Annotated in this window: 31 protein-coding genes; 26 read left to right on the top strand and 5 right to left on the bottom strand. The window is 35.2% G+C overall.

Features of this window, described 5'->3' with window-relative positions; genetic code table 11:
• Window positions 1-26 precede the first annotated feature (26 nt).
• The 6 genes from GFO_RS12265 (at window position 27) to GFO_RS12240 (ending at window position 3,485) form a co-directional block, all read left to right on the top strand.
• Window positions 27-569 carry a hypothetical protein gene (locus GFO_RS12265; RefSeq protein ID WP_041250121.1) on the top strand — a complete coding sequence of 181 codons (543 nt, stop codon included), beginning with the start codon at window positions 27-29 and terminating at the stop codon, window positions 567-569.
• The gene (locus tag GFO_RS12260; protein WP_011710459.1) at window positions 538-1,065 is read left to right on the top strand and encodes a hypothetical protein; all 528 of its coding nucleotides are present in this window, start codon (window positions 538-540) and stop codon (window positions 1,063-1,065) included. Before GFO_RS12265 ends, GFO_RS12260 begins: the two co-directional genes overlap by 32 nt.
• A gap of 74 nt (window positions 1,066-1,139) precedes the next feature.
• Window positions 1,140-1,658, top strand: coding sequence for a hypothetical protein (locus tag GFO_RS12255; protein ID WP_041250120.1), 519 nt, complete (start codon window positions 1,140-1,142; stop codon window positions 1,656-1,658).
• A 42-nt stretch (window positions 1,659-1,700) separates the two neighbouring features.
• Entirely contained in the window at window positions 1,701-2,327 is a 627-nt protein-coding gene (locus tag GFO_RS12250) for a hypothetical protein (protein WP_011710457.1), read from the top strand.
• A 202-nt stretch (window positions 2,328-2,529) separates the two neighbouring features.
• Window positions 2,530-2,889, top strand: coding sequence for a 7(1) septoil knot domain-containing protein (locus tag GFO_RS12245; RefSeq protein ID WP_011710456.1), 360 nt, complete (start codon window positions 2,530-2,532; stop codon window positions 2,887-2,889).
• A 167-nt stretch (window positions 2,890-3,056) separates the two neighbouring features.
• Window positions 3,057-3,485 (top strand): hypothetical protein, encoded by a 429-nt coding sequence (locus tag GFO_RS12240; protein WP_011710455.1) that lies wholly within the window; start codon window positions 3,057-3,059, stop codon window positions 3,483-3,485.
• On the opposite strand, the gene GFO_RS12235 is transcribed toward GFO_RS12240, so the two are convergent.
• A complete protein-coding gene (locus tag GFO_RS12235) occupies window positions 3,473-3,895 on the bottom strand; it encodes a hypothetical protein (RefSeq protein WP_011710454.1) in 423 nt (140 codons plus the stop codon). The two genes, GFO_RS12240 and GFO_RS12235, sit on opposite strands and share 13 nt — an antisense overlap.
• 170 nt (window positions 3,896-4,065) lie before the next feature.
• On the opposite strand from GFO_RS12235, the gene GFO_RS12230 reads away from it, so the two are divergent.
• The 14 genes from GFO_RS12230 (at window position 4,066) to GFO_RS18080 (ending at window position 18,261) form a co-directional block, all read left to right on the top strand.
• The gene (locus GFO_RS12230; protein ID WP_011710453.1) at window positions 4,066-4,284 is read left to right on the top strand and encodes a hypothetical protein; all 219 of its coding nucleotides are present in this window, start codon (window positions 4,066-4,068) and stop codon (window positions 4,282-4,284) included.
• A 3-nt stretch (window positions 4,285-4,287) separates the two neighbouring features.
• On the top strand, window positions 4,288-4,578 hold the full coding sequence (locus GFO_RS12225; protein WP_011710452.1) for a hypothetical protein: 291 nt from the start codon (window positions 4,288-4,290) through the stop codon (window positions 4,576-4,578).
• A gap of 139 nt (window positions 4,579-4,717) precedes the next feature.
• Window positions 4,718-6,298 carry a type I restriction-modification system subunit M gene (locus tag GFO_RS12220; RefSeq protein ID WP_011710451.1) on the top strand — a complete coding sequence of 527 codons (1,581 nt, stop codon included), beginning with the start codon at window positions 4,718-4,720 and terminating at the stop codon, window positions 6,296-6,298.
• Complete coding sequence (locus GFO_RS17570) at window positions 6,295-7,581, top strand: restriction endonuclease subunit S (protein ID WP_011710450.1); 1,287 nt, start codon at window positions 6,295-6,297, stop codon at window positions 7,579-7,581. Before GFO_RS12220 ends, GFO_RS17570 begins: the two co-directional genes overlap by 4 nt.
• Window positions 7,581-8,189, top strand: coding sequence for a hypothetical protein (locus GFO_RS12210; RefSeq protein ID WP_011710449.1), 609 nt, complete (start codon window positions 7,581-7,583; stop codon window positions 8,187-8,189). The genes GFO_RS17570 and GFO_RS12210 overlap by 1 nt, the downstream gene beginning before the upstream one ends.
• A gap of 13 nt (window positions 8,190-8,202) precedes the next feature.
• Window positions 8,203-9,741, top strand: coding sequence for a DUF262 domain-containing protein (locus GFO_RS12205; protein WP_011710448.1), 1,539 nt, complete (start codon window positions 8,203-8,205; stop codon window positions 9,739-9,741).
• Entirely contained in the window at window positions 9,722-11,869 is a 2,148-nt protein-coding gene (locus GFO_RS12200; protein ID WP_011710447.1) for a DUF262 domain-containing protein, read from the top strand. The genes GFO_RS12205 and GFO_RS12200 overlap by 20 nt, the downstream gene beginning before the upstream one ends.
• A 1-nt stretch (window position 11,870) precedes the next feature.
• A complete protein-coding gene (locus GFO_RS12195) occupies window positions 11,871-15,065 on the top strand; it encodes a type I restriction endonuclease subunit R (RefSeq protein ID WP_011710446.1) in 3,195 nt (1,064 codons plus the stop codon).
• A gap of 38 nt (window positions 15,066-15,103) precedes the next feature.
• The gene (locus tag GFO_RS12190) at window positions 15,104-15,511 is read left to right on the top strand and encodes a hypothetical protein (protein ID WP_011710445.1); all 408 of its coding nucleotides are present in this window, start codon (window positions 15,104-15,106) and stop codon (window positions 15,509-15,511) included.
• A gap of 12 nt (window positions 15,512-15,523) precedes the next feature.
• Window positions 15,524-16,729: a zinc-ribbon domain-containing protein gene (locus GFO_RS12185; protein WP_011710444.1), complete on the top strand. Its 1,206-nt coding sequence runs from the start codon at window positions 15,524-15,526 to the stop codon at window positions 16,727-16,729.
• Window positions 16,730-16,749: 20 nt separating this feature from the next.
• Window positions 16,750-16,881 (top strand): phage antirepressor KilAC domain-containing protein, encoded by a 132-nt coding sequence (locus GFO_RS17565; RefSeq protein ID WP_011710443.1) that lies wholly within the window; start codon window positions 16,750-16,752, stop codon window positions 16,879-16,881.
• A 72-nt stretch (window positions 16,882-16,953) separates the two neighbouring features.
• A complete protein-coding gene (locus GFO_RS12180; protein ID WP_011710442.1) occupies window positions 16,954-17,616 on the top strand; it encodes a PDDEXK family nuclease in 663 nt (220 codons plus the stop codon).
• Between the two features lie 58 nt (window positions 17,617-17,674).
• On the top strand, window positions 17,675-17,920 hold the full coding sequence (locus GFO_RS12175; RefSeq protein ID WP_041250119.1) for a hypothetical protein: 246 nt from the start codon (window positions 17,675-17,677) through the stop codon (window positions 17,918-17,920).
• Between the two features lie 59 nt (window positions 17,921-17,979).
• Complete coding sequence (locus tag GFO_RS18080; RefSeq protein ID WP_011710440.1) at window positions 17,980-18,261, top strand: hypothetical protein; 282 nt, start codon at window positions 17,980-17,982, stop codon at window positions 18,259-18,261.
• A gap of 52 nt (window positions 18,262-18,313) precedes the next feature.
• Here GFO_RS18080 and GFO_RS12165 read toward each other — a convergent pair whose 3' ends face one another.
• Window positions 18,314-19,429 carry a DUF2914 domain-containing protein gene (locus tag GFO_RS12165; protein ID WP_011710439.1) on the bottom strand — a complete coding sequence of 372 codons (1,116 nt, stop codon included), beginning with the start codon at window positions 19,427-19,429 and terminating at the stop codon, window positions 18,314-18,316.
• Window positions 19,430-19,659: 230 nt separating this feature from the next.
• On the opposite strand from GFO_RS12165, the gene GFO_RS12160 reads away from it, so the two are divergent.
• Complete coding sequence (locus GFO_RS12160) at window positions 19,660-20,325, top strand: class I SAM-dependent methyltransferase (RefSeq protein ID WP_011710438.1); 666 nt, start codon at window positions 19,660-19,662, stop codon at window positions 20,323-20,325.
• Window positions 20,326-20,528: 203 nt separating this feature from the next.
• Here GFO_RS12160 and GFO_RS12155 read toward each other — a convergent pair whose 3' ends face one another.
• Both GFO_RS12155 and GFO_RS12150 read right to left on the bottom strand, forming a co-directional pair.
• Window positions 20,529-20,804, bottom strand: a complete 276-nt coding sequence (locus tag GFO_RS12155) for a hypothetical protein (protein ID WP_011710437.1) — start codon at window positions 20,802-20,804, stop codon at window positions 20,529-20,531.
• A gap of 13 nt (window positions 20,805-20,817) precedes the next feature.
• Window positions 20,818-22,773 carry a DUF2779 domain-containing protein gene (locus GFO_RS12150; protein ID WP_011710436.1) on the bottom strand — a complete coding sequence of 652 codons (1,956 nt, stop codon included), beginning with the start codon at window positions 22,771-22,773 and terminating at the stop codon, window positions 20,818-20,820.
• A 358-nt stretch (window positions 22,774-23,131) separates the two neighbouring features.
• Here GFO_RS12150 and GFO_RS12145 point away from each other — a divergent pair, with 358 nt between their 5' ends.
• Genes GFO_RS12145 through GFO_RS12135 form a run of 3 tightly spaced genes read left to right on the top strand, consistent with a single transcriptional unit; the run spans window position 23,132 to window position 24,986 of the window.
• The gene (locus GFO_RS12145) at window positions 23,132-23,887 is read left to right on the top strand and encodes a hypothetical protein (RefSeq protein WP_148264620.1); all 756 of its coding nucleotides are present in this window, start codon (window positions 23,132-23,134) and stop codon (window positions 23,885-23,887) included.
• 27 nt (window positions 23,888-23,914) lie between these two features.
• Window positions 23,915-24,655, top strand: coding sequence for an ATP-binding protein (locus GFO_RS12140; protein WP_011710434.1), 741 nt, complete (start codon window positions 23,915-23,917; stop codon window positions 24,653-24,655).
• A gap of 28 nt (window positions 24,656-24,683) precedes the next feature.
• Window positions 24,684-24,986: a cyclic-phosphate processing receiver domain-containing protein gene (locus tag GFO_RS12135; protein ID WP_049792133.1), complete on the top strand. Its 303-nt coding sequence runs from the start codon at window positions 24,684-24,686 to the stop codon at window positions 24,984-24,986.
• On the opposite strand, the gene GFO_RS17560 is transcribed toward GFO_RS12135, so the two are convergent.
• The gene (locus GFO_RS17560) at window positions 24,983-25,168 is read right to left on the bottom strand and encodes a WCX domain-containing protein (RefSeq protein WP_479875136.1); all 186 of its coding nucleotides are present in this window, start codon (window positions 25,166-25,168) and stop codon (window positions 24,983-24,985) included. The two genes, GFO_RS12135 and GFO_RS17560, sit on opposite strands and share 4 nt — an antisense overlap.
• A gap of 156 nt (window positions 25,169-25,324) precedes the next feature.
• Between GFO_RS17560 and GFO_RS12125 the strand changes: the two genes are divergently transcribed.
• Window positions 25,325-25,786: a PIN domain-containing protein gene (locus tag GFO_RS12125; RefSeq protein ID WP_041250118.1), complete on the top strand. Its 462-nt coding sequence runs from the start codon at window positions 25,325-25,327 to the stop codon at window positions 25,784-25,786.
• Complete coding sequence (locus GFO_RS17825; protein ID WP_011710431.1) at window positions 25,776-25,952, top strand: hypothetical protein; 177 nt, start codon at window positions 25,776-25,778, stop codon at window positions 25,950-25,952. The genes GFO_RS12125 and GFO_RS17825 overlap by 11 nt, the downstream gene beginning before the upstream one ends.
• Window positions 25,953-26,060 lie beyond the last annotated feature (108 nt).

Below are 26,060 nucleotides of genomic sequence, written 5' to 3'. Positions count from 1 at the left end.
ATCGAAAACCTTCCAATTTGAATATTATGAAAAGATATTTCTGCTTTTTAGGGCTAGCCTTCTGTTTATTTACAGTTTCCTGTAATAATTCTAATGCTATCCCTATCGCTGACAACACATTTGTCCTTAATGAAAAAGTATATAAAGTAATTGATAATGAAATTACTGAACTTGCCAATCTGAATAATGATTCTATTTCTAAATCAGAAGTGCTTAATCCAAACCTAAAATCCTATGGCGAAACTAGCCTGGGATATGTCAAATACGGTGCTTCAGCTGAGTTGAAAGCTGTTTACCGAGGCGATCAGTTATTCTTTAAGCTTAGATTAGATGGAATTAATGATCTTAGGTCTAGTTATTCCGGTGGAGGGTTTTCTATAAACCTGACAGATGAATATGATTTTCAGTTGCATACTATTCCTGTAGATAAAAACGAAATGATAGCCGTTGTGGATGAAAATGGAGATCCTACTTATTTTGAATATAATGGTAAAGCTCAAATGAGCTCTGAGGTTTATAAAGCAATAAAAGATTTTAGTGTTTCATCTTATTTACGAAAGGGATACTAAACTTAGTAAAATAATTGTAAATATTCTTATATGGACGACAGCCATACCATTAGTTGCCATTCTAATCGCTTCAGTTTCATTAACTTTTAATCTTTTATTATCATTTTACAGCATTTCATTTTTTAACGTAAATGCCCAGATATTTCAGGAAAAAGAAGAAATTATTAAGGATCTTGATTCATATGAATCTGGAGTAGCGGATGATGGATCAGATTATATATATTTCGATAAAGATTTAGAAACAAAAGCTAGTGGTGAATACACCCGTAGAAAAGTTATCTATTTTGTTGAATTGGATGATGGAACTGAAATATGCAATATGTGGAAGATCCTTGAACCTTCTTCTGAGACCAATTCTTCAGTCGCATTTTTTAAGGAGAAGTATGTGGAAGTTGACTATATGCAATGGAAGGATTATGAAAATGAAATTCTTTATGATATAGCGGTGGAGGATGAGATTTGCATTATTACAGCAGTATACGATAACACTAAATGATTTAGTCTCCAATGAAAACCATTTCTACTTTCTTAGTAACCTTTTTGACAATTTTAGCATTCAATTCAATATCAATGCTTGGTATTGAACTTTATGATACCAGAGAATCAGTAGAAGAACTGAATCTGCCTATTGTAGGAGAGGAGCCGGAAATAATAAAGTATAGAACCAAAAACGGAAATGAACTTTCGGTGACCTTTGAAAACGACAAGGTCGTTTATATGGAAAATGACTGGTTACTGAAGGATGATGGATCGGAACCTCTCTTTACCAATTTCATATTTGGTAAAACTTCCATTGCCGAAATTAGAAACGAATTTGGAACTAATGGTTTTACCTATTCAAACCGGTTGGTCTCCAATACAAATACCCATTTGGTTACCTTTAATTGTTTTGAGTTTGATACCAATAAGAATGAGGTTCTTGTAACTATAACTGGCATAACGATCGAAGAAAAAGACCAGGTAAACGAAAATAATATCTCCGAAAAATTAAAGCTTTTGGCCATAATAATTGCAGATAGAAAATACCTGGATGAAATATGGGGAAAGGAGAAAGTTTTTGATGGTGATTATAAAAAAATCAATCTATAAGCTTATTATCCTAATCGTGTTTGCTCTTTAAATTAAATAATTATGAATAATGTCTCAAAAAACTTTATCTGGCTGGGCTTGATAGCTTTTATAGCCGTTATGGCCTACCAATCTTACTTAAAGAGAAACCCGGTTGAAAAAAGTGTAGATCAGGAGGAAAAGTTTGTTGACCAGGTAGAAACAATAATACAGGAGGAACCAGAGTCAGAATTTTTAGGCAACCAATTAAACAATGGGGAATCTCCTTATAATAGTATCTATGGAGAACCTGAAATAGAAGTAAATGATAATACCTTAACAATCAAAAATCAAAGCATGACAGATGTTGTAGTTATGCTTATGAGAGTTAGAGATAATAGGATTGTAAGAAATCATTATATCAAAGGTAAATCCCAGTATGTAATCAAAAATATTCCTGATGCTACCTATTATTCTAAATTTTATCATGGTAATAACTGGAACCCCACGCGAGTAATAAAGAGCCGTCCAGCTGGAGGATTTGATAATGATGAGACCTTTATAGACTCCGATGAAGATATTATGAAATTTGAGGTCTATGAGGATGGGAATTACGTTTATTCCTCTCAATTCGAAATTACTTTAGAAACTCAGATCGTTGAAGGAAAAGCTATGAGAGAGAAGGAGATAGCCGCATCTGACTTTTTTTGATTCTATTTTAATACTCATAATTAATGAATCCCTTCAAACATATAAATCTAAAGGGGAGTTTCTTGCGAGAGAACGATCAGGAAAAGGAAAAATGAATTGAATCGATAAAATAGATAAGACGCAAGACCCTTGATGCATAAGCTCATATTATTTTTGAGTATATTATCTCTACATCAAGTAACTTATTTTTTATAAAAACTGAATGCAAATAACTATTCCTAATAATGCCCGGAATTTGGTTGTTATAATTCTGATCCTGACAAGCTTTTGCACGGCGACAGCACAAAAAGTATTTTCAGTTCAATATGAGAATCAGGCAGAGGTAAAGGTGTTTGTAGTAGAATACGAAAACCAGGCTGATCTAAATGTTTTTAAAGTAAAATATTCTAATGAGGCCGGGGAAAATAACGGGAAATGGTTCTTTACCGAATACGAAAATCAGGCAGCTAAAAAATTATACTTTGTGAAGTATCCCAACCAGGCCGACCTAAAGATCTTTTTCGTAAACTATGAGAATCAGGCTGGCTGGAAGGATAAGTCCAAAATTCATTTAATGTATTAATTGAGATGAAAGAAGAGGCCCTATAAGATTCAATATTTTAAGAGTGTTTGCAATTGCTTTATTTATCTAACTTGAGCTTAAAATTGAAAACTTGTAGATCATTTCTCACTGGTGGTAGTGAAAAGTATATTGAGTAATAAAAACGATAGGTTTAATTGTAAATATTAGTGGTAAAAAAATTCTGGCTTATTTATCTCCTTCTGGGACTGCCTTTCGCAAGTCATTCCCAACACATCCTTGATAAAAATCGATACGGCGATAAACTCTTCTTTATTAATGATTACACCCTACAGAAAGAAAATCGCTACGGAGACAAACTATTGTTCTGGGATGGTAGGACCATTAAAGAAGAAAACAGGTATGGAGACAAACTCTATTTTTTAGATGGTAATACCGTTAGGAGAAGAGACCGTTACGGAGAAAAAGTTTTTTTCTTTGATGGCTATACAATTCGGTCTAAGGATCTGTATGGAGACAAATTATATTTTCTTGATGGAAATGTATTAAGAATAGAAGATCGTTATGGATATCCTATTTATTTCTTTGAAGCTATTCCGGATAGATGGACACTTATAGCGGTGATTCATTTTTTATAATTTTTTCTATGCCAGTATCGGTATGGTTTTTTGTAATTTAAATCTACTAATTCAATACCGGCATCCAAAAGAACCCGCTCTATGCCAAGTAAATTACTGTCAAACTGAATACAGAGATCCTTGATACTTATTCCTCTAAGGTAACGTCTCTGGATTTCCTGTCGTTGGGTAGGGGTTAATGTTTTCGAATGTTTAAAAGGAATGTTTAATTTCTCACTACATTCAATTAGTTGGCTAATAAGCTCATTTAAAATCTTTGGATGAATTGTGATACCTTCTGAAGGTTCTGGAGACTGTTTAGAATAGAAATGTCGTTCAAGCAAGATTTCTTTTGAGCCGGATCTCTCTCGTAACTCTAATTGATATTCGCTTTGAATAGATTGAAAACTGCTTTTATAAATTACATTCATAGCTTTTCAGGTTTAATAATGAATATAAATGTACAAATAATTGATATTCAAAAAGATACACATGAAATATGAATAAATAATTTGCGCTGAAAATTGGAAGAATTTTAAGTTTTATAGCGACACATTTTGTCTCTCACTCAATTTATTTTTGAATTGAAACTAATATTATTATGAGAAAACTGGAAATTACCCTTACCGAAGAACAATACCAGCATATAGTGGCAGAACGTAGTTATGGTAACAGAACTAATCTGGAAGAAGAAACTTTTGGGGGTTACGAATTATGTTTGCATGTCGGCAGCCCTGATGTTTTTCCGGCAACCCTGGAAATGAAGATGATGAATACCATAGACCTGGGCGAAGTGGAATGGAAATTTTCTAAAATTTAGACTATGGAACCATATAGGGAAAAACTGATCATGACTTATAACGAACTCATTGCGTTTCATGAGGAGTTACTTACGCGTATCGTAAACGTTGGAATGACGGGTGAACTGGAAGATATCAATCAGGTATTTGAGAAAGACGATACTTTTCAATTCGATAAAGAAATGTTCCGGGAAACCAATGATGGGAATCTGAATTTACTCCTAAAACTTCATGATCAATTGGAAGATACCATGAACAGCTTTGCTAATATCAATAATATCACCGAGGAGGAATTAGACGATTTTGAAGAATAATTCGGGTAATTAGGCTTTTCCGTTTTTTCTTTTTTAAGAAAATCTTTAGATTTACTCCGCTATCAATTAATCTTCCAGCCAACCCTACTTCCGGAAGATTTTATGAAGCCTGGAAACCGATAATAACCTATCTACCTATATGACTTACGAACAACTCAAAGATCTGGAAAAGCAACTTTGGGATGCTGCCGATGATCTTAGAGCAAATTCAAAACTGACCGCTGCTGAATATAAGGATCCCTTACTCGGATTGGTATTGCTGCGTTTTGCCCAGAACCGTTATGAAGAAGCAAAGATTTACATAGAAAATAAATTACCTGTTAATCCAAGAACCGGTAAAAAGAGAGAATCCACCAAGGAGGATTTTCTTGGTGCCGGTGCGATAAAGCTTCCTGAAAAAGCACAATACGATTACCTGGCGAACCTTCCAAGCGATATAAGTATGCCTGAGAAGGTGAATGAAGCCATGAAACTGGTGGAAACCGAATATCCCGATCTTGCCGGGATACTTCCAAAAAATTACCAGGAAATGGACGAAGCCTTACTTCGTTCCCTGGTGCGTACGTTTAATTCTGATGCTGTAAAAAAAGCTTCCGGGGATGTATTTGGGAGGATCTATGAATTCTTCCTGATGAAATTCTCTATGCAGGGCGCCGGTGCCCAGGAAGGTGGTGAATTCTTTACGCCTCCATCACTGGTAAACCTTATCGTGAATTTTATTCAACCGGACCATGGAATTATTCATGACCCTGCCTGTGGCTCGGGTGGAATGTTTGTGCAGTCTGCTCATTTTATCCAGGATCATGAAAATCGAAATGTAAATGAAGCGATTACGGTTTACGGAACCGAATATAAAAGCAACAACACCAAACTGGCTAAAATGAACCTTGCCATTCATGGGATCGAAGGCAAGATCATCAATGAGAACTCTTATTACAGCGATCCACATCATTTGGTTGGGAAGTGTGATTTTGTTATGGCCAATCCTCCGTTTAATATGGATAAGATCGATGCCAAAAATAAGTTCCTGGCAGAAGATAAACGTTTGCCATTTGGACCTCCGCTCACCGGGAAAGGAACTATTTCTAACGGAAACTATCTCTGGATACAGTATTTCCATTCGTATCTGAATAAAAACGGAAAGGCAGGTTTTGTAATGGCTTCTTCGGCTACCGATGCCGGTCATGCTGAAAAACGCATTCGTGAGCAACTGGTGGAAACCGGGGATGTTGATTGTATCGTTGCGGTTGGGAATAACTTCTTTTACACCAGGTCCTTACCCTGCCACTTATGGTTTTTTGATAAAGGAAAGAAAAAGGAAAATAGGGATAAGATCCTGATGATCGATGCCCGTAATGTTTACAGAAAAGTAAGCAGTACCGTGAACGATTTTAGCCCGGACCAGATGGAAGGTTTAACGGCAATCATACAGATGTATCGTGGAGAACAGCCCGAAGTTAGTGAAGATAACGCATGGATCAAAGAACATTTTCCTGAAGGGAATTATAAGGACGTGGAAGGCCTGTGTAAAATAGTGGACCTTGAAGAGGTTAGAGGGCAGGATTATAGTTTAACTCCCGGCCGCTATGTGGGAGTAAGTATTGAAATAGATCATGATTTCGATTATCAGGGCCGGATGTCTGAGATCAATAAAGAACTGGCTCAGTTAAATGATGAGGCCAACGGATTGATGAATCAAATTCAGACTTTTAATATATGATGGAAGGCTGGAAATTTGTGAAACTTGGCGATATTATTCATATTAAGCATGGCTATGGTTTTAAAGGCGAGTTTTTTGTTGATGAACCGACTAAAAATTTTCTTTTAACTCCGGGTAATTTTGCTATAGGAGGAGGTTATAAATCCGATAAGATAAAATATTATGATGGACCTATAAATGAAGATTTTATTTTAAAAGAAGGAGATGTTATTGTTACGATGACAGATCTGAGTAAACAAGCAGATACACTAGGATACTCTGCTAAAATTCCAAAGGACTCTGAAAATACATATTTGCATAATCAACGAATTGGTTTAATTTCATTGAAAACTGATGAGGTTGATTTGGATTTTATCTATTGGTTACTAAGAACAGATTATTACCAGAGATATATTGCCAGTTCCTCATCAGGTGCGACGGTAAAGCATACTTCTCCAAAGAAAATATACTCAGCTAAACTTTTAGTTCCAGAATCCTTATTTGTTCAACAAAAAATAGCTTCAATTCTTTCGGGCTATGATGATTTGATTGAAAACAATCTAAAGCGCATCAAACTGCTGGAAGAAAAAGCGCAGCTTACTTACGAAGAGTGGTTTGTAAGAATGAAATTTCCCGGGCATGAGTCGGTCGTGATCAATAAAGAAACCGGATTGCCGGAAGGGTGGCGGATAACAAAATTGAATAAATTATCAGGAGTTAATTCCAAAAACATTGAAAAAACCTACGAAGGGGATATTAAATATATTGATATAAAAGGAGTGTCGCCGAACAGTATTGATTCATTAACAGAGTATTCAATTGTAGACGCCCCAGGAAGAGCAAAGAGAATTGTTAAACATGGAGATATTATTTGGTCATGTGTCAGGCCTAATCGGAGATCTCATGCTGTAGTTTGGAAACCTGAAAGTAATTGGATCGCTTCCACTGGTTTTTGTGTTATTAGTCCAAAAAAGTTACCCACATCTTATTTGTACTATTTTTTGACTACAAATTCATTTGTTGGGTATCTAACAAATTTAGCCGGTGGGGCTGCGTATCCGGCTGTTAAAGCTGATCATTTTAAAACCGCAGAAATAGTAGTGCCAAAAGATGAAATCGTAAAGGCGTTCGATGAAAAATTCGAAAAAAGCTTAGAATTAATCTGGAACTTTAAACAACAAAACCAATTCCTAAAAGAAGCCCGAGATATTTTATTACCCAGGTTAATGGCCGGGATGATTAATGTTGAGGATATGAATATTTCATCGAAGGAGGCCGAAACAGCAAAAATACAAATACTCTAATGTCAAAAAAATTCATACTTAAATCGCATTTTGAAGAGGGACTGAATCGTGAGGAATTCCTGATGGCTAAGGAACTTTATTTAGAGACTTTGGAAAACAATCCCTGTGCTCCTATTTCTCATGGCAGCACGATAGAATTAATTAAGCTTACCAAAAGAGACTTGGGGCCAATAGGTCCATATATTGATCTAACTATTTTTGAAAGCCTCAACAGGATTGGAAGTGATCTTGTACTTCTTACCGGTGCCGAAAAATTATTCAATGATAAAATTCCGGGAATCAGCCCCTCCACCATCACATTAAAAATGGGTAATAAAGCAGGTGAAGATATCATCATAAAAACAACAGACGGAAAAACCATTTTTGGAGAGGCATTTAATGCTGCACCCTCATTTTGCAAAACGAAAATGCGCGACAGCATTCATAAACTTTTGAAGAATCAAGAGGTAATAAAAGAGAAGAAAGCAGTAATCTTTTGTAATGAGGATATTAAAGAAATACTAACAGGTTATTCCAACCAACGACTTTTAGTTCAACATGGATTTAAACTTCATATCATTTACTGTGATTATGAGAAAAATTTGATTCCTCAGTTAGAAACTAATTAATTTTAAAGAAATTATGGAAACAGTATCGGAACCTAATCTCGTCCAAAACAAAAAAACCAATGACCTTGCTGATTTATTGGAAGTAGGTACGATTAGAGTAGGACAACTGCTCCAATCTAGCAATACGAGATTGATAATTCCGGAATTCCAGCGACCTTATGTTTGGGATGAACGGCATATAGAGGAGTTGATTAAAGACTGGAAAGATCATTTCTATTTTGAACCCACAGGATTTTTTAAAGAGGACGCCATAGAATATTTTTTAGGCTCTGTAATAATTCACGAAAATAACGGGATACTTGAAATTATCGATGGGCAGCAGCGTATAACTACCTTGCTGATAATGGATTATGTTTGGAATAAGGATAATTCAGCTTTGGAACAAGACCGCATGAATTTAAACTATCATTCCCAGATTTCCTTTATAAATATTAAGTCGAACAAAAATTTTCTAAAAAGTCTTGAAAATGATCAAATAGCCAAGGATTTTTTGAAAATTGCATCTAAACTTGTTGTATCTGTGGTATTGACTAAAAGTGAAGACGAAGCTTTTATATTTTTTGATAGTCAGAACAACAGAGGTGTTCCTTTGGATGAAGTAGACTTTTTCAAGTCTTATCATTTACGTGAATTACATGGTAAAGATGTATTTCTAAAACATTTCGCCAGGAAATTTGATCAGGTCAATATAAATTCTAGAAGCCGCAATGGTCATAATAATTTGAACAATCTAAATGAACTTTTTATAAAGATGCTTTGGAGAATTCGGTACTGGTCAAAGGGTAGTCTAATGTTTCCGAAGAGACGTAGTATCCTCGATACATTTCAGAAAAACACGCTGAAATTTGAGAGAAATGATGAAGTAAGATTTTACCCAAACCGGAACAATATGCTGGGGGAGTCTTTAACCATAGATGAGAATTTAAATCAGATTTTGAATTCTTCCATAAATTTTTCGACATTTTCCGGAAATGCACTACCCTTTTCTGTGACTCAACCGATTCAAAAGGGAATTGGTTTCTTTTTGTTTACAGAAAAATATGATGAGCTATATGATCAGCTTTTCATCAAAAGCAATATAGCGTCTTTAATACCTATTAATAAACTTATTAATCAGGTTCACAATTTTTATTTCGTGAACCTTTACCAAATAACTGTTGTTTCTTTTTTTGATAAATATGGAGAAGATAAAATTTTATCTTTTGCTCTAATTCTGGAACACATGTTAGGAGCATATAGAATGAATAGGGCAAGTATTCAAGACAAGTCACCTATTGTTTTACTAAGGGTTTACTGTAATTTTTTACAGGTAATCCAAAACTCATATTTACCCACAGAAGTTATTTCTGAAGCGTTCGAAGCTGTTCCCGAAGATTTCTACAGTGGTTTTAAATATAATAATGAAGAAATATTGGACTCCAACGGAAAACCTCTTTCTCCAGCCCGGCAAAACTATTACAAAGCAGTCATAAATTTTTATGGACCTCATCGGCAAAACAATATTGTATTAAAAAATAAAAAAAATTGGATCCATGCATACCTTAATAGATAAAGAAACAGATTTTGAGAAATTGGTTGATCCAAAAAATATAAGTATAGCTTCAGGATCCATAAGCCTGCTTGAAGTCATTGAAAAAAATATCACACTTAATATACCAATTTATCAAAGATTATACGTTTGGAAGCAACCGCAAATAGTAACCCTTTTAGAGGATCTTAAAAATGCTTTTGAAAAGGAAAATGAAAGATACTTTTTGGGAGGGGTGATGTTAAGTGCGAACAAAGAGGGAAATATTGATTTAATTGACGGCCAGCAACGATTTACAACTTTATGGCTACTCTGCGATTGTCTGGTCTCATTTAATCCAAGTTTAAAAGATTTCACTCATAAGGATGAGCGCCCCAGAATTTATTTTTCCATAAGGGAGAAAGCGCAGGAATACTTGCAGGATATTGATTCATTTAGTGAATATCTGAATCACAGAGGTGAAGTACTTAAAGGAGCTGCAACCGAAATAAATGAAATAATTCCACTTGCAAAAGCAAGAATATTAATAAAGCAACAACTAAAAAGTTTTCGAAAAGATGGAAATTTTGACCCAATTGGTTTTTCAGATTTCATTTTGAAAAAGATTGTACTTACAACTACTTTTATGCCGGCAGAATCTGATATGAATAGAGTTTTTGAGGCTATGAACAATAGAGGAAAGCAATTATTACATCATGAACTTTTGAAATCAAAACTACTTAAATCTCTAACTAATAAAAGTGAGAAAACAATCTACTCCACCATTTGGGATGCATGTAGTCAAATGGATTCCTATATCGAAAAAAACATCAAGGAAGTTGCCGGTCTTACGTGGAAGAAAATCTTTTTACAATTTGATGATTCTAATAATTTCTCTTCAGGTACTTATGACTTAAGTACAATAGATATTTTTGAACTTCTTAATGATGCACTTTCTACAGAAAACCTTACAAAAAAGTCGTTGATTAGGCTTTTAGAAGAAGATGATGATGTTGAAATTAATGATGACAACAAGGATATAGTTGAAGAAAATGACTATTCAAGTAAATCTGTTCGTAGCATCATTTCCTTTCCCTCTTTTTTACTTCACACTTTAAGAGTATACCAGGCGCAAAATTTTTCTGATATCGACACGATTATTGAAGTGAACGATAAAAGATTACTGCAACAATTTGATTTTATTGAAGACAATCATTTTGATGACGGAGCCAACGTAAAAGCTTTTATAGAATTACTATGGAATCTGCGAGTTCGTTTTGACCGAAACGTAATAAAATGGATTTCGGAAAGTGGTTCTAAGGATGAGTATCATAGTATTGAATATTTGCAAGTCTCCAAATCAACTGTAAAAAACAAAAACGGTACTATAAACGAGAATATTAGTGCTCAAAGAGCAAAAGACAATAATGAGACTGTTGCAGACCTAATGACTCTTCAAGGAATGCTTTATCATTCTCAGGAACTGACCACCCAATACTGGCTGACTCCCTTTCTACTTTACCTGCTAGGAGAAAATTTACCGGAGACCTTACTATTAAAACTTGAAAAACTTGATAATCATCTTTTTTTTAAAGAAAAGCACTCTGAAGAAGACAAGTTATTGAAAGACCGAACTTTTAACGCAATTTTCAAAGAAAATGAATTTGATAATCACTTAAAAAATGCAGAAGAATATTTCAATAAGGGTTGGGGTGTTGACTATCCCAATTACATTTTCTACAAGCTTGAATACATTTTATGGAAAAACCGGAATAACCTGATTAGAGATTTTAAACTTGATCAGGAAAAATGGGATAATTACAGATTAACTGCCAAAAGTTCTGTAGAGCATATCTTTCCACGGAATACAAAGGAAGAAAATTTGCACATTCTATATATGTCAGAAGAAGAAAAGGAAAATTTTGATAAGGAATACAACCCCCTGGATGATTTCGGTAATTTGGTTTTACTTTCACCCGGTATGAACTCTGAATATAGTAACAAACCTTATAAAGAAAAGAAAGGACAGTTTGATTCGAAGTCCCATATAGATTCCTTAAAATCCTCTGTAATTTTTAGCCATTCAGATTGGAATTGGCAGCTGGTTAATGAACATAAAGAGAGAATGATCGAGGAAGTCAAGAATTACCTAATTCAAATTACATCCGTTTAGTATGAGCTACGAATACTCAGAAGATGCTTTAGTAGAACAGGCTACCCAGGATACCCTGGAAGATTTAGGCTGGTGCGTTATGACTGCCTGGAGAAATGAGTCTTTAGGCAAAGAAGGTCTTCCGGGTAGGGAAGATAAGACCGAGATCCTTCTTAAAGGCAAATTGGAGAAGGCTTTAAAGGCTCTTAATCCCGGTTTGCCACAACAGGCTTATGATCAGGCTATCGAAATCATAGATCAAAGAGAGGCAGATAAAAAGCTTGCCCGTATCAATAAGGAGAAGTATGACCTCTTTAAAAATGGAGTGCCGGTTTCTTTTACTAACGATAAGAACGAAGTTGAAAAGAAGAAATTAAAAGTCTTTGATTTCAGAGATTATTCGAATAATGATTTTGTGGCGGTAAGGCAATTTGAGGTTTTTGGTCAGCATTACAATCGCAGGCCAGATGTTATTGGTTTTGTAAATGGTATTCCCCTCGTATTTATAGAACTTAAAGCTCATCATACAGATCTTCGTCACGCTTATGATGATAATCTAAAAGATTATAAGGAAGCGATCCCGGAGCTTTTCCATTCTAATGCTTTTATAATCTTGAGTAATGGAACAGATTCTAAGGTAGGGACAATTACTAGTCCGTATAAGTATTTCCTGGATTGGAAACGAATTGAAGAGGAGGAAGAAGGAGTGGTTAGTTTAGATACCATGCTAAAGGGAACCTGTGCGCCTCACAGGTTTATGGATATTTTTGAGAATTTTCTTCTGTATGATAATGCCGGAGGAGAGGTGGCCAAATTAATGGCTAAAAACCACCAGTACCTTGGTGTAAACAAGGTGATGGAAAACGCCAGAAATATAGACGATCTAAAAGGAAAACTTGGGGTTTTCTGGCATACCCAGGGAAGCGGGAAATCTTATTCCATGGTATTTCTAAGTGAAAAAATCCATCGCAAGTTCGGAGGTTCCTATACTTTTCTAATCGTGCTAGACAGAACCGAACTTCAGAACCAGATCTATGATACTTTTTCCGGGGTTGGAGCGGTAAATAATAAGAATGTCATTGCCGGAAATAAAAAAGGCATGACGGGTAGGGAACATCTAAGAGAACTGCTGGCAGAAAACCATAAATATATCTTCACTTTAATTCATAAATTTTCCATTGATCCCAAAGAAGAATTACAATATCCATTGATCACTGAACGCAAGAACATCATTGTGATTTCAGATGAAGCCCATAGAACTCAGTCTGGAACTTACGCCAGGAATATGCGTTACCATGGCATTCCAAACGCCTCTTATCTCGGATTCACAGGAACTCCTATTATCAAAGAGGAAGAAGAAATTACCAGGAATATTTTCGGGGATTACGTTTCTATCTATGATTTCAAAAGAGCGATCGAAGATGAAGCAACACTTCCGCTTCTTTACCTGAACAGGGGAGAAAAGCTGAATATCGACAATCCGGAATTGGATGAGCAGATGGCTGAGGTCTTCGAAAATGAAGATCTTGATGAAGATCAGAAAAAGAAATTAGAATACTTATTCAATAAAGATTATCCGGTTTTAACTGCGGAGCCGAGATTAAGAACCATTGCTAAAGACCTTGTGTGGCATTTCAATGAAAGGGGATATCAGGGGAAAGCCATGTTTGTGGCTTTAGATAAGCCAACGGCTGTTAGGATGTTTGATTATGTAAAAGAATACTGGCCGGAATATCTTTTAGAACTTGAGAACCGAATTCAGGATTGTGAAGATATTCAGGAAGAGCGGGAATTAAGAAGAAAATATCAGAAGGTAAAAGAAACTGAAGTTTGTGTGGTGGTCAGCGGTGAGCAAAATGAGATCGATAAGTTTAGAAAACTAGGACTTGATATTGCTACGCATCGCCAGAAAATGGTGGAACGTAACCTGGAAAAAGAATTTAAAGATCCTGAGAATCCCTTCCGTTTAGCCATAGTTTGCGCCATGTGGATCACCGGTTTTGATGCGCAATGTGTTTCTACCGTTTATCTGGATAAACCTATAAAGGGCCATACTCTAATGCAAACCATTGCCAGGGCAAACCGGGTATATGATGATGAAAAAGAGAACGGACTTATTGTGGATTACGGGAATGTTTATAAGCAATTAGAAAAAGCTTATTCGGTTTATGGAGAAGGAGGGAAATCACAGCCGGGAGGAGGGGAGAGTGGTCCTGAAAAACCGGTGGAATTACTGAAAGAACAGGAAGAAGAATTAAAAAAAGCTATAGCTGAAACTGACCAGTATTTAAAAGAATTAGGCTTCAATTTAGACGAAATGTTGGATGTAAAACCGATGGAGAAAATCGGTCTTCTTAATCAGGCTACTGAAAAGATTAATCTGAACGAAAAGTCCAGGGCTTCTTTTGAAGTAAGGGCCCGGAATGTTTTTAGAAAGTATAAATCTTTATTTCCGGACGATGTGGTGAAACCATACATCAAAAAATATAATGCAATAGATGCAATTTATTCGGCTTTAAATCAAAAGGTGAAATCTGCCGATGTCACTGAGATCATAAGAGAACTTCAGTCTATTGTAAGTGAAAGCATTTTAGTTCAGGAAAATGGCATGGTCAGAGATGAAGAAGTTTATGTCGATTTATCTAGTCTGGATTTTGATAAGTTGAAAATAGCCTTTTCAAAATCAAAAAAGAAGAATACAATAGTTTTTAACTTACAGGAAGCGGTTGAAAACAAAGTGCAACAAATGATCCAGGATAATCCTATGAGATTGAAATTTTATGATCGCTATAAAGAGATCATAGATGAATATAACAGAGGTAAGAGTTATGAAGATACTATTAAGGCTTTTGAAAAACTGAATGAGTTTATCCGGGATCTTGATTTTGAAGATAAAAGAGCCATGCGGGAAAGTATTGACCAGGATACACTGGCAATTTTTGACCTACTAAAAGAAGGGAAATCATTAGAAGATAATGACCTGAAAGCCATTAAGAAGATCTCAGTAGAAACGCTGTCAACTCTAAAGAAGGAAAAATTGAGGATTGATAGATGGAGAGAAAGCAGAATGCTGCGATCCCAGATCAAAACACTGATTTATGAGAAACTTCTTTATTTACCTGAAGACTCCTATTCTGATGCAGAAGTTGGGCAGAGAGCAGCTGATGTGTATCAGCATATATATACCATGAATAAAAGACCGTCGGTCAACTACTAATTTTATTAAAGTCAATAATAATAAACAAATTTTTAAAAATGAAATGGATTTTTAGAATTGCATTATTAACAATACTTGCAGTTGGATTATTGTGGGGAATTTTCTGGCCAATTTGGTTTATTTTCTGGATGGTTGTTTATAGGATCACTACCAGTTACCTATTCAATATTAAAATTACTGATGTAAAACTTAAAGAAAAAAAGGAAGGTTTCCAGCTATTTGAATTTGAATATAAAATCGAAGGTAATACTTGTACAGCTCTAGGAAGGATAAATGATTCCAAGAAATTTACTCCAGAAAATATTAAATTTTATTTAAACTCTGAGGTGAGTAAAGATGATATGAAAAAATTTAAATCAAATACTTATCTGCAAAAAGAGGTAGAAGATGGAAGTTTGAATATGATTTTAGAAGTATATAAAAACCCGGAAGCAATTCCAGCATAAATATATTTTAACATGACTGTGATCCAAGTTGTTGCAGCGTTGGGAATGATCCCTTTGTTTGCTTCAAGGACTTTTTTGCCAGCCTTTCTTACCGGTATCTTCTTAACCTATCCTAATCTGTTTCCGGGAATGGATGGAGTTGATCCCGTTCCCGATGGAACCATGTTAACCAGAACCTGGGTACTAGTTACTTTGGGCATTCTATCGTTTCTCGAAATTTTGGCAGATAAAAATCCGGATATACGTTCCCTGATGAATAATGCGGTAACTTATTTTAAACCGGCTAGTTATATGCTCGTAAGTCTGGGGTTATTAGATAATAGTTCTGTGCAAATCCTAAATGAAGTACAGTTGGCCGGCTTTGATCCCATGTGGATTCTTTTCACTTTTGGAATGCTGGCTGTACATTGGTTGGCATCTTTAAGAAAGGATTTTATAGAATTTCTTGAAGATATAGATGAAGACGATAATCTGTTTATCGGGAAAATAATTAGCTGGCTGGAAGATAGTATGGTGCTCTTTGGCTTTATTCTGCTCATCTGGTCTGGTATTTTAATGGTAATACTTTACACTGGTTTAATAGCTCTTTTTGTTTACATGCGAAAGAAGCAGGAAAAGAAACTAGAACAGCAAAAAATCGAATGTTCCAAGTGTGGAGAGCGAAATATGCCTTTTGCCATCAAATGCTTTAAGTGTGGAAATAAACAAGCACAGGTGCATCAAATTGGCATCTTTGGGCAGAAGAAAGATACTCTTATATCAAATGTAAAAGAACATCAAATTAATCTTATATCCCATAGAAAATGTCCGAGCTGTGGTAATAAATTGCAGAATAGGGAAGTATTTCAGAAATGCGAATATTGTAGGGAGGAACTTTTTAATGAACCATCGATAAAAACATTTACGAAGAGTATTGATAAGAAATTCTATAAAATAGCAGGAGTTTCTTTTTTACTTGGGTTTATACCAATTGCTGGTTTTATTGTAAGTGCTGTATTAGCTAATATTTATTTGTTTTCACCATACAGAAAGTATATTCCTAAAGGAGGATCTTTTATGAGGAAAATGTTTATTAGGTTTCTTACCCTTCTGTTTTTCATTTTTGGAGTGGCCTTTGGTTTTATAGCGGCTCCGGTGTATTGTATAATGCGTTATTATATATGGAAGGGGAAGTTTAAGGCAAGAATACCAGATGAACCTAAATTAAAATTATCTTAAAAATAAAAATTTAATACTGAATGAAATTTGTTTCAACCACAGCATTAGCAAAGAAAAATAACTTGGAACCCAATGAACTTTTCAAAGTTTTAAAAGAGAAGGAATGGATGTATAAAAAGGATGGAAACTGGAATCTAACTAAAAATGGATGAATTGCCGGAGGTGATGTAAAGTTTAATCCAAAATTTGGTGAATATGTTGTATGGCCTGAAGACTTAGATTTTTTGAAGGAAGCGAACTCTAATAAAACAATTAATGCAACTTCTATTGGAGAGTATTTCAATATTTCAAGTAGAAAAGTTAATCTCTATCTATCAGAATTGGGATGGATCGAAAAAGGTAAAGGAGGATGGGTTTCCACGAATTCTGGAATTCGTAATGGAGCAAAGCAAATGGAAGCTCGTAATGGAAAACCCTACATCATTTGGGATGAAAAAATCCTTACTAATAAACATCTTCTAAGAGAAATAAAAGAAAGTTTAGGAGATTCAGAGATTCAAGCAGAGGACCAGAAGAAAGAAAGTATGGATGATTTTAGGGTGAAATTCCCAGCTAATCTTCGAACACCTGATGGTCATTATGTAAGAAGCCGGGCAGAGCTTCTAATAGACGATTTTCTTTATAAGAATGGAATTGTTCATGCATACGAACGAAAAGTGAATATTGATGAAGATATGTATTGTGACTTTTATATCCCTTCTCAAAAAGTTTATATAGAATATTGGGGTTTAGAGGAAAATGAGAAGTATGCATTTAGAAAAAAGATAAAGCAAGAATTATATAAAAAATATAATATTAAATTAATAGAACTCAATGATAAAGATATTCTGAACTTGGAAGAGAGACTGGCTTCAAAGCTTAGAAAACACAATATTATTGTAGGTTAGGTACGATAGCATAACACTTATCTGGTTTAATATGCAAATTACTTTTCAACAAGGCGGCATGCGCGAATTCGAGAATACCGGAATATACCCTGAATACCTGCTTTTCAATCTGCCCGACACTCGCCAAAGCTGGAGAGTAAAGGTTAAGGGAAAGCCACAGAAAGGGGTGCTGAAGAGCAAAGGAAAGGTACTTTATGAGTATAGTTTTAATGGCCATCGGTGTAAATTTAGAAAAGTTAATGAGGACGGTTCTTTATTTGATTGGAAGGAGCCTGACTGCATGATCATCGAAATGAGGGATTAGTTTTTATGTTTATTGTGCATGCTGTTTTGGGTAAGTAATCAGCCGGTTTATATCTTTTAATGACAAAAGACAAAAAACTAAAAAAGCCCTGGTCAACTAAAAATGCCATGGCGCAGATCTATGAAAAAAACTTATGGGGTGTTAAGAAATCTGAATTTTATTCCGGTTTGGGCTCCCATGAACCTGGGGTAGTAAACCCTTATATAGCTGGAGCACCTGTTCTTTTAACAGATTTAGGAAGACTTTGCGCAGCATGGGGGACAAGGTTTTCAGCAATCGAAATTCCAATAACCACAAGAACATTTTTACCAAACCTACCGGAAGTCGATCTAGGGTTCTGAAGCGTTTTATCAAAGACTTTTAGGGCATTGAATATGATTAAGAAAACAGTTGTTAAAATGATTTCGTTACCATTCCTTCTTTATGAGGTTCAGAAGTTTTTTTAATCACAAAATCCACAACACCAAGTACCAGTTCCTCTTCGGTAATTACATCAACTTTCCATTGGCCTTCCCTAAGGTTATTTTTATGAGTATATCCACGGAAACCACGATCACGCCCACCGGTAACTTTAAAGTTAATTTTATCAGTTACTTCCCAACTTCTGGTTTCTGGATTGTACCATTTCCATCTATGAAAAATGGACTTTTTTAAATCTGTAGGTGCAAAAACCGAAGTGAAGACATAAACTCTTTGACCTTCCTGTCGATGAAATGTGGTGTGATGTTTTCGCCAAAATACATACCAAGGATTGTTCTCGTAAGTAACGATGTATTCGTTATTTTTTTTCTGCACCTCATGAGCCACCAACCCGGTATCCATAGCCAGCGGCACCGGTGGAATAAGATTGAAATAGTAAAAAACATTAATTGTTATATAGATAGAAAGGATAAGACTGATCAGTTTTTTTAGACTTATCGCAGCTCTTGTGCCTGGGCTTTGACTGTAAATAACGGTGATGAGTGCTAGCGTACACCCCAAACTTACAAGTCCCGAAATGATAAAAATAAAGGTATTCATTTCCTTGATCAGCGTGGGGATCATAAAGGCGAAAAAGGTAAAACTTATAAAAAAATAAACACTAAACTGAAGGTATTTATTGGAGATTTTCTTTTTAAGAAACTCGTTTGCGAATAAGAGCAGAACCAGCAATATGAAAAAAAACATAGTTTTTGACATGGACACACTTCTGAAAAAGTAGATGACAAAAGCACTTGAAAGTGCGCCAAAGAAGAACTGTATAGCTAGCGGAAAATATTCGGAATAACGTCTTATGAAAGTATCTTCCCACTTATCCTCATCCACTGAATTATATAAATAAAGCGTTACAGATAATAAGGTCATATGCGAGCAAAGTACCACCGTATCATAAACACGATCTATTCGCCCTAAGGTCAAAGTATCAAAAATAAAACCACCCATAAAAAAAAGAACGGGAGCGTACTTTTGATTGCGAAAAACAAACCTTCCAAAAGCACTTTTTCTATATCTTCCAAAAGCTCTTTTCATAATATTTTGAGTAGCGCCAAAGGTAGCGTAAAACTTTTTTTAGCTAGCAGCTGTTGTCTTTTAGCTATTGCTCAATCTAGTGGGATTTAGAATTTGGCATTTGGTGGTTTTATTATACCATTCCCTGCTTTCTGGCCACTTTTGAAAAATAAAATTTGGTGCTTCACCCATTGCAGGTTACAGATTTTAATCCATTACTTTTGAGTGATGATTTAGTTTCTATCTTTTAAATGACTAAAAATAAAAAAATAAAACAGCCCTGGCCAACTAAAGCTGCTATGGCACAGATCTATGAAAAGAACCTGTGGGGTGGAAATAAATCTGAATTTTACTCCGGTTTAGGCTCACATCATCCTGAAACAGTGGAGCCCTATATAGCTGCAGTTTCTGCATTTTTAAAAGATTTTGAAACTCCGCCTGTGATTTGTGATCTGGGTTGCGGAGATTTTAATATTGGGAATGAATTGGTGAGGTACTCCAAAAAGTACATTGGTATAGACATAGTGCCGGAGCTTATAGCTCATAATAAAAAGGAATTCAAGGCCGGTAATTTAGAATTTCAGGCTTTGGATATTGCAATAGATATGCTACCCCAGGGAGATTGTGCGATTCTAAGGCAGGTGTTGCAACATTTATCGAATGCAGAAATTCAAAAGGTAATAGAAAAATTATACGATTTTAATTATGTCATTTTAACCGAGCACTTACCGGAAAAAGACTTTAAACCCAATAAGGATATTATCTCGGGGCAGGGCATCAGACTAAAAAAACAAAGTGGCGTAAAGCTTTCCGCCTCCCCGTTTAACTTTAAGACGAAAGAAGAAAAACAACTATTGTCTGTACAATCGCTCGGTTTCAAAGGAGTTCTAGTAACGACTTCATATAAGTTAAGATAAAACGTGCGGCAGGTATTAAATGCCTGAATATAATTGCGAACAATTTTTGTTTGTAGTTTCTTGTTGTGGGTAATTCGCTTTCTCAATAAGAGATTACTCGTCACATTTATTTTCTATCGAAGCAAATGCTCTGTTAGATAACATTGCAGAAGGCACCGGATGTGAGGTAACTAAAAATAAATAATCAGGCGTTTCTTGAGGCCTTATTCTTTCTGCAGCGCCTCTTCCCAGATTTCCATGATCTGCAGGTAATTCTCAATCGCAGTTTGGCCATCAGGATAATCCACTAGTAAAACATCATTGAAAGTGTTAAGTTCCCATTCTTTAATTCCTGGGTTGAATATGTATTCTTTTCGACCTTTGAACTCAATCTTGAGCTGATTGGTCTTAGGTTCTACATCAAAATATTCATTAACGGAGATTGATTTGACCTGGGCAAGTTCTACGGCGTTGCCATTTAGGTTGATTATTTTATTCATCTTATATTTTTAATTATTCACATACGTTTTTAAAATACTCATAGATCATCACCATGGCCAGGGTATCCAGTTCACAATATCTAAGTAAGCCTTCCTGGATGGCATTTCTTTCAATTTCAGGTACGTCATCAAATTGTAATTTTTGATAAGCGAAAAGAGCAGCCCCTCCGTCTTTTATTTCGGTAAGACTTTCCGATACCTGTTCCAGTTTTTCGTTATCCCAGCCGTCAAAGACTGAAGGCAGGGCTTTATAGGGGTTTACCGGTTTACCGTTCTCGAACATCAGGAAAATATGGTCCTCAGGAAAATTCTTACTGCTAAGATTTAGCTTGCCTAAAGGTGTTTGATATCTTTCCTGGAGATAGACACTAGACCTCAAAACGGCAGGGAGGATAGCTTTAATGGAATTTGAGCCTCCCGTATCAGGATCATAATAATAATTCACCACCGTTTTCTGAAGGTCTATCATATCCCGGTCACCGGCCCAGGATTCAGTATTTTTATTTGTGCTGTGACTTATACTTCTGATAAAATTCAGAAGTTCTTCTTTGTCTGGTTCTTTAGAATTTTTAAGTTGGTTATAGATAACATTCACGATCGTGTTTTCATGATTGTGATATCTGAAAATGCTTCCCTCGTTCACGGATAGAGATTTCTTTAAGGCTCGTATAAAATCGAAATTAGGGAAAGCTCCAATTTCCGTATTCAAATACTCATTAAAATGGTCAACAGTTCCATCTTCATAAACTATATGATGGCTAAACTGGAAAGCCAGCTGTTCATACGGATGCATTCCGGCAATAAAAGGAATAGCTACTGCAGTTGTTTCAAAATCGATAAAATTCAATGGAAACTTCCAGGAATCCAGTTCTTGCCGTAGGTTATCTATATCAAAATAAGGGGAATCATCAGCATATTTATGTTTTTCAATCTGTAACCATTGACGCTCCGATCTACTCATTTTTCCAGCTTCAGACCTGATATTAAGATCATTTTCAGTTAACTCCTCCATAAAATAACGGTCTTCTTCAATGGCATTTTTTGCAGGGTTATACCAGACATCATATACCTTAGGTCGGTCAATCTTTTCTTTAGGAAGTTGTAATTGTTTCTGCCAGCATTCATGGAATCCGCTTTTAAATCCATTTTCATAATTTTCAGAAACAAACTCACAGCCCTTACAATGAGTACCTATTTCAGTAAATAATTTCACATCATTTTTATAATGATCTTTATAGTGTTTGACTGTTCCTTCAAAGCTCCGGTTTTCGTCCAGCGGATTATTATTCAGAATTAAATCAATTTCTCCACTCACATTGATCTCACATAATATGGAATCTCCAAGATCAGCTTTCGTAATACCCTCTTTTTTCTCGATTCCGGTGCGCAAATCTGAGTCTGAAACCACCTTAAAACATTGATGTAAACCATCTACTGTGGTTGTTGCATCTTTATCGGCCAGTTTCAGGTAAGATGATATATTCCATTCGGGATAACTGGACTGGATCACATATTTTTGAAAAGCAATATCATATAAGTAAAGATCCCAGCCACCGCCGAGTTGGCCATTTGACTTTATAAAAGACTCATGATCAACACTCCTTATCGATTTAGCCTTAACCTCAATAAGTTTGATATTATTCCCGCTTTTCACGAGCATATCAACCCTAATAAAAAGGTCATTGATTAAAAAAGCGGGTTCAAAAATAGTAATATTTTCCTGTTCAAGAAGGTTCCGGGTTTTTTCAGCCAGAAGATCATAATTATAATCATCTCCAATTATAGCAATGCCGTCGGGATAATCCATTCTTGCCAGTTCCTCAACTTGGAAACCTCCCTGTGCTAATGCCTCCAAAAATGAATCTGATTCGCTTTTATTTGCATACTCTTTCTTACGGGTATAGTACAGTTTGGTTGGACAATCCAGTGCCAGTTTAAAACGGGATTTGGTAAGATATCTCGGGTTCAAATTTGTTCGAATGTAATTATTTTAAAAAATCACTCTTTACGGTAGGGGAAGAAGAGTCAGGCTAAATATATAAATTACTGATATCAAACTAACCCTTATGCCTGAAAAATATTTAAAGCTATAGCGACATCTTCTGTCTTGCTCTGTATTTATTCTTGCTGTAAATAATTATAGAATGAATACAAACTTTGATAATCAGGCTCTACAAAGTATATCAAAAATTTACACTTCGGCTAAAGGAAAGGGATTGGAAACCTCCTTTTTTGAGAAACTGGATCCAGAATTAAAATTTCTATCTGATAAACTGAATATTTCCATAGAATCGGCCTATCTCTTTTCGTTGATTTTCACGCAAAATATGGAAAATGAACAGGTAGATTATTCTTCTCTTGCCAAGTATCTAAAATGTAAAGTTATTGATGTGATGTCAAAAATTGAAATTTTTAAAGAGCTTATTTCAAGAGAGTTAGTTGCACAGAGGGAAATGCAGGGCAGATATAGCCAAATGAGAGAAGAGTATATCATAAATAATAATATTCAGGAGGCGATTCTGTACAATAAATTTCCTATTGAAAAACAGGAAAAGAAAATCAAATCTTCTATCGATGTTTTAGAAATGATCTTCGAACTCGCAGAGCAGTGCGCAGATGAAGAAATTAAGCCATACATGTTATACTTTGAATCCAATGAACTTCTGGATAAAAATGAAAATTTCCCAGGTATAAGGAAAATTAAGGCTCTAAAATTAAATGATAGGGACAAGGCGGTTTTCTTGTATGTTTTATGGTCTTCAGTAACAGGAACTGAAGTGTCAAGTATGTCCAGAACAATTGATGGTTTTATTCGAGAGTCAAGTAGGAGAATCAAGTATTGTCAGAAATTAATTTCTGGTGAAAATGACCTGATAACAAAGAACCTTATCGAAATTGAAAAATCGAATTTCTTTAATGATTCAGGATTAAAATTAGCAAATGAGGGTATCAAACTATTGGAAGAGGAAGGTATTAAAATTGCCGAAATTGACAAAAAGGATTTCGTAAGCTGTGATAGTATTCGCTCAAAGCAACTGTACTATAATGAGAAAGAAAAGCAAAATATAAACATTCTTTCTTAGGCTCTGAAGCCAGACAGGTTTCAGGAAGTGCAGGAAATACTCAATAGTAAAGGTTTACCTATTGGTTTCAATTGCATTTTCTACGGACCCCCAGGAACAGGTAAAACGGAAGGGGTGTTGCAATTAGCCAGGAAAACTGGAAGAGATCTTATGAAAGTAGATATAAGCGAAACAAAATCTAAGTGGTTTGGAGACAGTGAAAAATTGATTAAGAAAATATTTACGAATTACGAAAGAATCAGAACTGCACAGGAATTGGCTCCTATATTACTTTTTAATGAAGCTGATGCTATTTTGTCTAAGCGCTCTGGAATTTCAGATTCGAATGTTGATCAAACCATCAATACCATTCAAAATATACTTCTGAAAGAACTGGAAAATTTCAAAGGTATTTTCATCGCTACCACTAATCTAATTGATAATCTGGATAAAGCTTTCGAAAGAAGATTTTTATTCAAAATTCAGATTGACAGACCGGATATAGCTGCGAGGGAAAATATCTGGAAAAGTAAGTTAGATTTTTTAGCTCCCGAGCAGTATTTAGAACTAGCAAGAAGCTTCGAGTTTTCAGGAGGAGAAATAGAGAATATCATCCGTAAGATTATAACCCATGAAATCATCAATGCTGAAAAAATTGATTTCAAAGCGATTCTGGGGTTTTGTCGTCAGGAAAAGTTTGAAAAAAATCTCAACAATAACATCGAAGAAAAGAAAACTACCATCCTTGGATTCCAAAATTATAAAAAGGAGGACCCTTATCTGGCTTGATGATTTACGAGATCCAAAAGATGTAAGGTTGGATTGGCTAGCTTATAGCCCAATTGGGAAAGAGGTGGAAGTGATCTGGGTGAAAAATATGCAGGAATTTGTGAACTGGATCCAGAAAAATGGATTACCTGATGGCATTTGTTTTGACCATGATTTGGGAGAAAACCAACCTACAGGTTATGATTGTGCCAAGTGGCTGGTAGAATATTGTTTAGACAATAAAGTACTGCCGCCATTATGGGCCTGCCAAAGTGCAAACCCGGTGGGGAAAGTGAATATTAATAGATTGCTTAAAAGTTTTATACTGAGATTTGAAGCTGGATTTCGCTAATACAGATTCAGTGCGGCAGTTAAACTTTCAGATATAGTTTCTCTTAAACTCACAGGCTGCAGAACCTTAATCTGATGGTCAAAAGAAAGTATCTCCATTCTAAAATGATAGGTAGGTCTTATGTAGTAACTGAACTGAAATTCATTTTCATCATTAGATAACAATTCCTGACTGTGATGCAGGGGAAGTGAATTAATATATCTCCCTTGTTCAGGAGTAAAGGAAAGAATGACATCTACAGGTTTCTCACCGAGGTGTGTAATGCGAGAAATCGTAATAAATCGATAAATTATTGTAATTCAAAATTTTGTAAATTTGATTATAACGAAATCACTTTAATGAAACAACGCTTTTATCTTAATACTTCAGTTTTTGGGGGAGTATTTGACAAAGAATTTGACGAGTTTACATTACTATTGTTCGAACGGATCAATAATGGAGAAGTTGCTTGCATATTTTCAGAATTGGTCGAAACGGAATTGGTAAAAGCACCAAGGAAAGTTAAAGAATATTTTGCCGAATTACCAAAGGAGAGTTTAGAAAAAGTTGAAATTACAGATGAAATTCTTTCACTCGCTACGAAATATGTGGATGAAAAAGTAGTTGGACTGACAAGTTTTGATGATTGTATCCATATTGCAACAGCTACAATTCATCGTGCAGATATTTTAGTAAGCTGGAATTTTAAACATATTGTAAATGTTTATAGAATAAGAGGGTATAATTCAATAAATTTAAGAATGAACTATCCATCATTGGAAATACGTTCACCTAAAGAAATTGTCGATTATGGAAACTAAAAAACAAAATCAAAAAAAAGAACCTGTCCGTTCGGCAGGAGGCTTTGATACGGTAAAAACATTCCGAAAAATCAAAGATCAAATTTCAATGGACTTGAAGGGAATGAGTTTTGAAGAAATTAAAGAATATTTAAAAAAGGAAAGTTCAAAATTACGGACAGGATAAAACTACGCATATTTTGGCTTATAGCTATAGCTATTTATTAATCTTGTGGCATAAAAGCCAAGACTCAGTGAAGTTTTTAGAAATATAAACCCATTAGAGCCTATTATT

The sequence above is a fragment of the Christiangramia forsetii KT0803 genome (genome assembly GCF_000060345.1).
GTDB classification, from domain to species: Bacteria; Bacteroidota; Bacteroidia; order Flavobacteriales; family Flavobacteriaceae; genus Christiangramia; species Christiangramia forsetii.
The sequence above is the reverse complement of the archived record's forward strand: the minus strand, read 5'-3'. Positions and strand labels throughout refer to the sequence as shown.

Bases quoted from the DNA above. Each gene is read 5' to 3' on its own strand.
- GFO_RS12200 (WP_011710447.1), top strand. From the start codon at position 9,722: ATGCATACCTTAATAGATAAAGAAACAGATTTTGAGAAATTGGTTGAT.
- GFO_RS12230 (WP_011710453.1), top strand. From the start codon at position 4,066: ATGAGAAAACTGGAAATTACCCTTACCGAAGAACAATACCAGCATATA.
- GFO_RS12210 (WP_011710449.1), top strand. From the start codon at position 7,581: ATGTCAAAAAAATTCATACTTAAATCGCATTTTGAAGAGGGACTGAAT.
- GFO_RS17570 (WP_011710450.1), top strand. From the start codon at position 6,295: ATGATGGAAGGCTGGAAATTTGTGAAACTTGGCGATATTATTCATATT.
- GFO_RS17825 (WP_011710431.1), top strand. From the start codon at position 25,776: ATGGAAACTAAAAAACAAAATCAAAAAAAAGAACCTGTCCGTTCGGCA.
- GFO_RS12245 (WP_011710456.1), top strand. From the start codon at position 2,530: ATGCAAATAACTATTCCTAATAATGCCCGGAATTTGGTTGTTATAATT.
- GFO_RS17565 (WP_011710443.1), top strand. From the start codon at position 16,750: ATGAAATTTGTTTCAACCACAGCATTAGCAAAGAAAAATAACTTGGAA.
- GFO_RS12265 (WP_041250121.1), top strand. From the start codon at position 27: ATGAAAAGATATTTCTGCTTTTTAGGGCTAGCCTTCTGTTTATTTACA.
- GFO_RS12165 (WP_011710439.1), bottom strand. From the start codon at position 19,429: ATGAAAAGAGCTTTTGGAAGATATAGAAAAAGTGCTTTTGGAAGGTTT.
- GFO_RS12155 (WP_011710437.1), bottom strand. From the start codon at position 20,804: ATGAATAAAATAATCAACCTAAATGGCAACGCCGTAGAACTTGCCCAG.
- GFO_RS12235 (WP_011710454.1), bottom strand. From the start codon at position 3,895: ATGAATGTAATTTATAAAAGCAGTTTTCAATCTATTCAAAGCGAATAT.
- GFO_RS12205 (WP_011710448.1), top strand. From the start codon at position 8,203: ATGGAAACAGTATCGGAACCTAATCTCGTCCAAAACAAAAAAACCAAT.
- GFO_RS12220 (WP_011710451.1), top strand. From the start codon at position 4,718: ATGACTTACGAACAACTCAAAGATCTGGAAAAGCAACTTTGGGATGCT.
- GFO_RS12255 (WP_041250120.1), top strand. From the start codon at position 1,140: ATGCTTGGTATTGAACTTTATGATACCAGAGAATCAGTAGAAGAACTG.
- GFO_RS12160 (WP_011710438.1), top strand. From the start codon at position 19,660: ATGACTAAAAATAAAAAAATAAAACAGCCCTGGCCAACTAAAGCTGCT.
- GFO_RS12195 (WP_011710446.1), top strand. From the start codon at position 11,871: ATGAGCTACGAATACTCAGAAGATGCTTTAGTAGAACAGGCTACCCAG.
- GFO_RS12185 (WP_011710444.1), top strand. From the start codon at position 15,524: ATGACTGTGATCCAAGTTGTTGCAGCGTTGGGAATGATCCCTTTGTTT.
- GFO_RS12225 (WP_011710452.1), top strand. From the start codon at position 4,288: ATGGAACCATATAGGGAAAAACTGATCATGACTTATAACGAACTCATT.
- GFO_RS12145 (WP_148264620.1), top strand. From the start codon at position 23,132: ATGGAAAATGAACAGGTAGATTATTCTTCTCTTGCCAAGTATCTAAAA.
- GFO_RS12125 (WP_041250118.1), top strand. From the start codon at position 25,325: ATGAAACAACGCTTTTATCTTAATACTTCAGTTTTTGGGGGAGTATTT.
- GFO_RS12190 (WP_011710445.1), top strand. From the start codon at position 15,104: ATGAAATGGATTTTTAGAATTGCATTATTAACAATACTTGCAGTTGGA.
- GFO_RS12250 (WP_011710457.1), top strand. From the start codon at position 1,701: ATGAATAATGTCTCAAAAAACTTTATCTGGCTGGGCTTGATAGCTTTT.
- GFO_RS18080 (WP_011710440.1), top strand. From the start codon at position 17,980: ATGACAAAAGACAAAAAACTAAAAAAGCCCTGGTCAACTAAAAATGCC.
- GFO_RS12175 (WP_041250119.1), top strand. From the start codon at position 17,675: ATGCGCGAATTCGAGAATACCGGAATATACCCTGAATACCTGCTTTTC.